The organism is Mycobacterium sp. DBP42 (assembly GCF_005924235.1).
Taxonomy (GTDB): domain Bacteria; phylum Actinomycetota; class Actinomycetes; order Mycobacteriales; family Mycobacteriaceae; genus Mycobacterium; species Mycobacterium syngnathidarum.
In genome coordinates this window covers 1-6,153 of sequence record NZ_VCMY01000079.1, presented here as the reverse complement: position 1 = coordinate 6,153, position 6,153 = coordinate 1, and the positions used below count along the sequence as shown (strand labels likewise).

At 65.3% G+C, this 6,153-nt stretch carries 1 protein-coding gene; it reads right to left on the bottom strand.

What is annotated here, in order from left to right; all coding sequences use genetic code 11:
• On the bottom strand, positions 1 to 6,153 hold a 6,153-nt coding region (locus tag E0T84_RS31300), incomplete at both ends, for a non-ribosomal peptide synthetase (protein WP_138746403.1).

Sequence of the window (6,153 nt, the reverse complement as noted above, 5' to 3'; positions counted from 1 at the left end):
GCCCCGAACAACACCGGAATCGAAGACTCCACCACCGGCCGCATCAACACCGCCCGATGACCAACCTCATCCAACCGAGCACAATCAGCCGCATCCAACACATCTACAGCCGACAACCGCTGAGCAGGATCGGCGGTTATCACCGCCAGCATCCGCCGCAAACGTTGGATCAAAGTCTCGATCGTGGCGGCGTCGAACACGTCCGTGCGGAACTCCACCGATCCGTCGATCCCTGCCGGCGCACCGGCATCATTGAAGCGTTCCGCCAAGGAGAACACCAGATCCATACGGGCCGTCTGTGTTTCGGCCTCCAGTCGCGTGACGCGGACCTCACCCAGTGCCAATGCGGCAGCAGGGTCGCTGTGTTGCCATGGCAGGTTCTGCCAGGTCAGCATGACCTGCACGAGCGGGTGATGGGTGAGGCTGCGGGTCGGATTGAGCCGATCCACCAGCACCTCGAACGGCACGTCCTGATGCTCGAACGCCGCCAAGCTACGCTGCCGCACCTGACCCAACAGGTCTGCGACAGTGGGGTCCCCGGCCAGGTCCACGCGCAGCACCAAAGTGTTGACGAAGAAACCCACCAACTCGTCGAGTGCGGGCTCGCCGCGGCCGGCAGACGCGATGCCCACGGCCACATCGGTGCTCGCGCTCAGCTGAGCCATCAACGCCGCCAGAGCTGCCTGGACCACCATGAAACTCGTCGCGCCGTGCTCGCGGGCGACCCGGGCGATCTGTTGCTGCAATTCGGCAGGCCAATCCACCACCACACTGGAACCCTGGTAGTCGGCCACCGGCGGATACGGCCGGTCAGTCGGTAGCTCCAACCGATCAGGCAGTTCGGCCAGCTCGTCCTCCCAGTACTTCAGCTGCCCGGCGATCACGCTGTCGGCGTCGGATACCGAGCCCAGCCACTCCTGCTGCCACAACGTGAAATCGGCATACTGCACCGGCAGGGGCTCCCAATCCGGGGCCTGCCCGTCGCACCGGCTGGCGTAGGCAGTCGCCAGATCCACCACGAGCGGGGTGACCGACCAACCATCGGCAGCGATATGGTGAACCACCGCCGCCAGGACGTGCTCGTTCTCGCTGATGCGGAAAAGTGTTGCTTTGATCGGGATTTCACTCGTGAGGTCGAAACTGTGGCGGGCCGCTGCACCGATCTCCTCGTCGAGCCGGGCCGCCGACCACCCGGCGGCATCAACGATCTGCCATCCCAGATCAGCCTGTTCGGTGTCGAGAACCACCTGCTGGGGGACCCCGTCGACTGAAGTGAACACCGTCCGGAGACTTTCCTGCCGGCCCACGACGTCCGCCAGCGCGGCACCCAGGGCAGCCTCGTCGAGGTGCCCGCTGAGCCGCAAGGCCACCGCCATGTTGTAGATCGGCGAGGGCCCTTGCAGCTGCTCCAAGAACCAGAGTCGTTGCTGGGCATACGACAACGGAATGGCCGCCGGACGATGCCGCGCAGTCAGCGGTGGCCGCGCCACACCGTCCTGATGCCGATCGAGATAGTCGGCCAGCCCGCCGACCGTTGGCGCGTCGAACAGGTAACGAACCGGCACATCCCGGCCGAGAGCGGACTGCAGACGTGTGCTGACCCGGATGGCGATCAGGGAATCGCCGCCGAGGACGAAGAAATCGTCATCAAGCCCTGCCCTGCCGAGTCCGAGAACCTCGGTGAACACCTCGGCGACAATCTTTTCCGTATCGGTCTGGGGAGCCCGGAAGGAGGTTGCGACGAACGTCGGCTCAGGTAGTGCTTTCCGGTCGATCTTGCCCGAGGAAGTCAACGGGAACTCGTCGAGCACCACGATCTGGCTCGGAACCATGTACTCGGGCAACCGTTCAGCCAACCACTGGCGGACCGCCGTGACCTTTGAGTTGGTATGCGGGTCGTTGGCGTAACCGCCGCGCTGACGGGCGTCGGGCGCCGGCTGGTAGAGCTCAGTGAGCGCCGGCGGCAAATCACCGCCGGAGGTTGCGATGAAGACGGCATCCAAGGTTCCGGGTTGGGTGCCCCACGTAATTGCGACGTGGTAGCCGGCTGCCTCGCCGAGCCGGTACACCATTTCAGGAGTGACGACATCCTGTGCGGCGGAGTCGGCGTGGACGAGTGCCTCGGCGAGTGGGAGTCCTGCACCCAAAGCTTGTTCGGTCACCACATCGGCGATCACGCCGGCACGTGGAATGGAAGTGACCCGTACGGTGGACGGCTGCCGAGCCGTCAACTCGGCATGCAGCCCGCTCAGACCCGCACAGTCCGTCCACACCCACGTCGAGGCGTTGGCCAGTGAGCACACCTGCGTGGGCGACTTGTGGACGATGACGTCGTAGCGGTATCGGCTCAGCTCGTTGTCGGCCTCACCACGCTTGACCTGAATGTCGATGCCGCCCACGGATGGATGGTCGGCTGCCCAGGTGGTGAAGAACTCTGGGGCGAGGAGCAACTCATGTTCGCCCAGCATCGCGCGCTGTACCCGTTGGCGGATCTCGTCAGTATCGGTACCGTTCCGGCTGCGTGCCAACGCGATACCGGTCTGGAAGGCACCCTGCAGACTGTGATTGCGCACGTCGCCGATAAACAGCGTGCCGCCAGGAGCCAGCAATTCCACTGCCTTGTCGACGACCTCGGCCAGGTACCCAGCGCTCGGGAAGTACTGGACCACCGAGTTGATCACCACCATGTCGAACTGGTTCTGCGGCAACGCCTCGGTGATGTGCGCCGGTCGGGTCAGCAGATGAACCCGGTCTCCCCAGGGCTGGCCGGCCACCGCCTTCTGCAGCTTCTGGATAGTCGGCGCGGAAAAGTCTGTGCCCCAATACTCGACGCATTCGGGAGCCAGCTGGGACAGCAGCAGGCCTGATCCGACGCCCAGCTCGAGTACTCGCTGCGGGCGCATGGACAGGATCCGATCCACAGTGGCCGAGCGCCATTCCTCCATTTCGGGCAGGGGAATCGGATCGTCCGTGTAGCTGCTGTTCCAGCCGCGGAAATCGTTACCGAATTCGACCACGTCAAGGTCAGCGTCGTAGAGCTCGTCGTAGATGCCTTGCCACTGATCGACAACGTCGGCGTCGTAGTCGGCGGTGCTGGTCTGCTCGAGGGCGATGTAACCAACCAGATGATCGACACCGGTGCTGCCCCGATGCACGGCCGCGGCCGCGCGGGTGACCTGCGGGCAGGCCAACAGGGTGTTCTCGATCTCACCCAGTTCCAGGCGCTGCCCACGGAGCTTGATCTGGGCATCTGCACGGCCGAGGTATTCCAGGCTGCCTGATTCGGCCCAGCGCACCAGGTCACCGGTGCGATACAGCCTCGTCCCCGGTCCTCCAAAGGGATTGGCCACGAAGCGATCCGCAGTCAGATCGGGGCGTCCCACATAACCACGAGCGACCGCAGGACCGGCTAGGTAGAGCTCGCCCACGACTCCGACCGGCGTCGGGTTCAGCCGCGAATCGAGCACGAACGCGCACGTTCCCGGAACCGGGGCACCGATGCGCACCGGTTGTCCGGCTGTCAGCGCACTCCAGGTGGCCCAGATGGTCACCTCGGTCGGTCCATAGGCGTTGAACATCCGCCGTCCGGGGGCCCATGCGGCCACCAACTCGGCCGGGCATGCCTCGCCACCGGTGACCAAGGTGTCCAGCCCGTCGATCTCGGCCGGATCCAGGGTGGCCAGCACCGTCGGGGTGATCAATGCCGCATCGACACGCTCGCCCGCCAATACCTCGGCCAGCGCGGCCCCGGCGTAGGAATCCGGCGGGGCCACCACCAATGCCGCCCCGGAGGACACCGCCCATAACCACTCGAAGATCGAGGCATCGAAAGTCGGTGCGGCGACCATCAGCACCCGAACCTTCGGAGCCACCCCGAGCAGATCATGGTGTGCGGCCGCGACACCGAGCACCCCGGCATGGCTGATCGCGACACCCTTCGGAGTTCCGGTGGACCCCGATGTGAAGATCACATATGCCGCGTCGTCAACACTCAAGGGCGCCAGTCGATCCGGATCCGCTACCGGGTCCGCGCTGTGTTCTGACAGATCAACCACATCGAGCGGGACCACGAGTCGGCTCCCGGTCCCCTCGACCGCAGCGGTGCCGCAGGTGAGCACACAAACCGCCTCGGCGGTGTCCAATACCGTGGACACCCGCTCGGCGGGGTGAGCCGGATCGACCGGAACGTACACTCCGCCGGCCTTGAGTACCGCCCACCAGGCGATCACCAAGTCCGCGCAGCGCCCCATCGCCACACCGACGGCGCGTTCAGGGCCCACCCCGGCTTCGATCAGCGCCCGTGCCAGTCGGTTGGATACCTCATCAAGCTCCCGGTAGGACAGCTCGCGGCTCCCGTCCACGACTGCGACGGCCTCCGGATCCGCGGCGACCGCGGCGGCCAACAGCTCCGGGGCCAATCCCATCGGGCGAGTTACGTCTGCACCGGACCACTTGTGCAGCAACAGATCCTGCTCGTCAGGATCGAGCAGACCGACCTCGCCGACAACCACCGACGAGTCAGCCACCACAGCCTCGACGACACGGCCGAACCAACCCACCAAGCGCTCGACACTGGATCGGTCATACAGATCCGTGGCGTAGGCGACGGTGCCTGCCGCCATCAGTGCACCGCGGCCCTCTTCGGGCACCGCGTGCAGATCGAACAGCGCACTCGCGTCCCCGTTGGACACTTCTCGCAGATCGAATTCGAGGTCGAACCGGGCGGTGCGAATGTCGGCGGCCATCGGCTCGACGTCGAGTTCGTCGAGCTGGATCTCGGGGCGCACATTGTTCTGGAAAGCCAAGGCCACCTGGAACAGCGGATGGTGCGATGTGGACCGGGTCGGGTTGAGCCGCTCGACCAAAAGTTCGAACGGCACGTCCTGATTGGCGTAGGCATCCAGCGCCTTCTGCCGGACACGTTCCAACACCTCGCTGAACCGCGACGCAGGATCAACGTCCACCCGGAGCACCCAGGTGTTGACGAAGAACCCGACCAGCTCATCGAGGGCCTGGTCCATGCGCCCGGCGATCGGGGTGCCCAACGCGATGTCCTCACCGACTCCGGCCCGGTGCAGCGCCACCGCCATCGCAGCCTGCAAAACCATCGACACGGTTGCGTTGTGGGCTGCGGCCACGGCCTTGAGCCCAGCCCAGGCCTCGGGGTCGATACGCAGATCGACGGCATCGCCGCGATAGCTGGGCACCGGGGGGCGTGGCCGATCCGAGGGAAGAGAAATGACCTCGGGGAGTTCTGCGAGTTCCCGCCGCCAGTATGCGAGCTGGTTGGCGAGCACACTGTCGGGATCGGATTCTGATCCCAACCAATCCTGTTGCCACAACGTGTAATCGGCGTACTGGACGGGCAATGGTGACCAATCGGGCTCCTGGCCCACGGCCCTCGACCGATAGGCTGCGCCGACGTCGCGGGCCATAGGTGCCATCGACCATCCGTCAAAGGCAATGTGGTGCAGAACGATTCCGAGGACATATTGCTCGGGGCCTACGGCGTAGATCTGGGCCCGGATCGGAATCTCATTGGCCAGGTCGAACGTGTAGCCCGCCAGGGAGATCAGCTCCCCGACCAGATCGTCGTCCGTCACCGGCACCACGGCCGGGCCTCCGCGGCGCCACAGCCCGGGCTGTGCGGGCAGTACCTTTTGCGAGGGCACTCCGTCGATGTCGGGGAACACCGTGCGCAGCGATTCATGGCGGTCGATCACATCGTCGAGAGCCGATTCCAGGGCGTCGACATCCAAGGCGCCGTTGATCCGGAACGCGATCGGCATGTTGTACGTCGCCGCTCCGTCCTCGAACCGGTTGAGGAACCACATACGGTTCTGTGCGAAGGACAACGGGACCAGGGCAGGACGCTCGCCCGCCGTCAAAGGCGCACGCCGGTCCGAATCCTCGCCGACATGCGGTGCCAACTGCGCGACCGTCGGCGCGTCGAACAACGTGCGTACCGCCAGCCCGGCATCCAAATCGGTGTTGACTGCGGCGACCACCCGCATCGCGAGAATACTGTCGCCGCCGAGGTCGAAGAAGGAGTCGTCGATGCCGACCCGTTCCAGGCCGAGGACCTGGGCGTAGATGCCGGCCAGGATCTCCTCGGTCGCGGTGCCCGGCGCCCGATAATGATCGGTGCCGGTG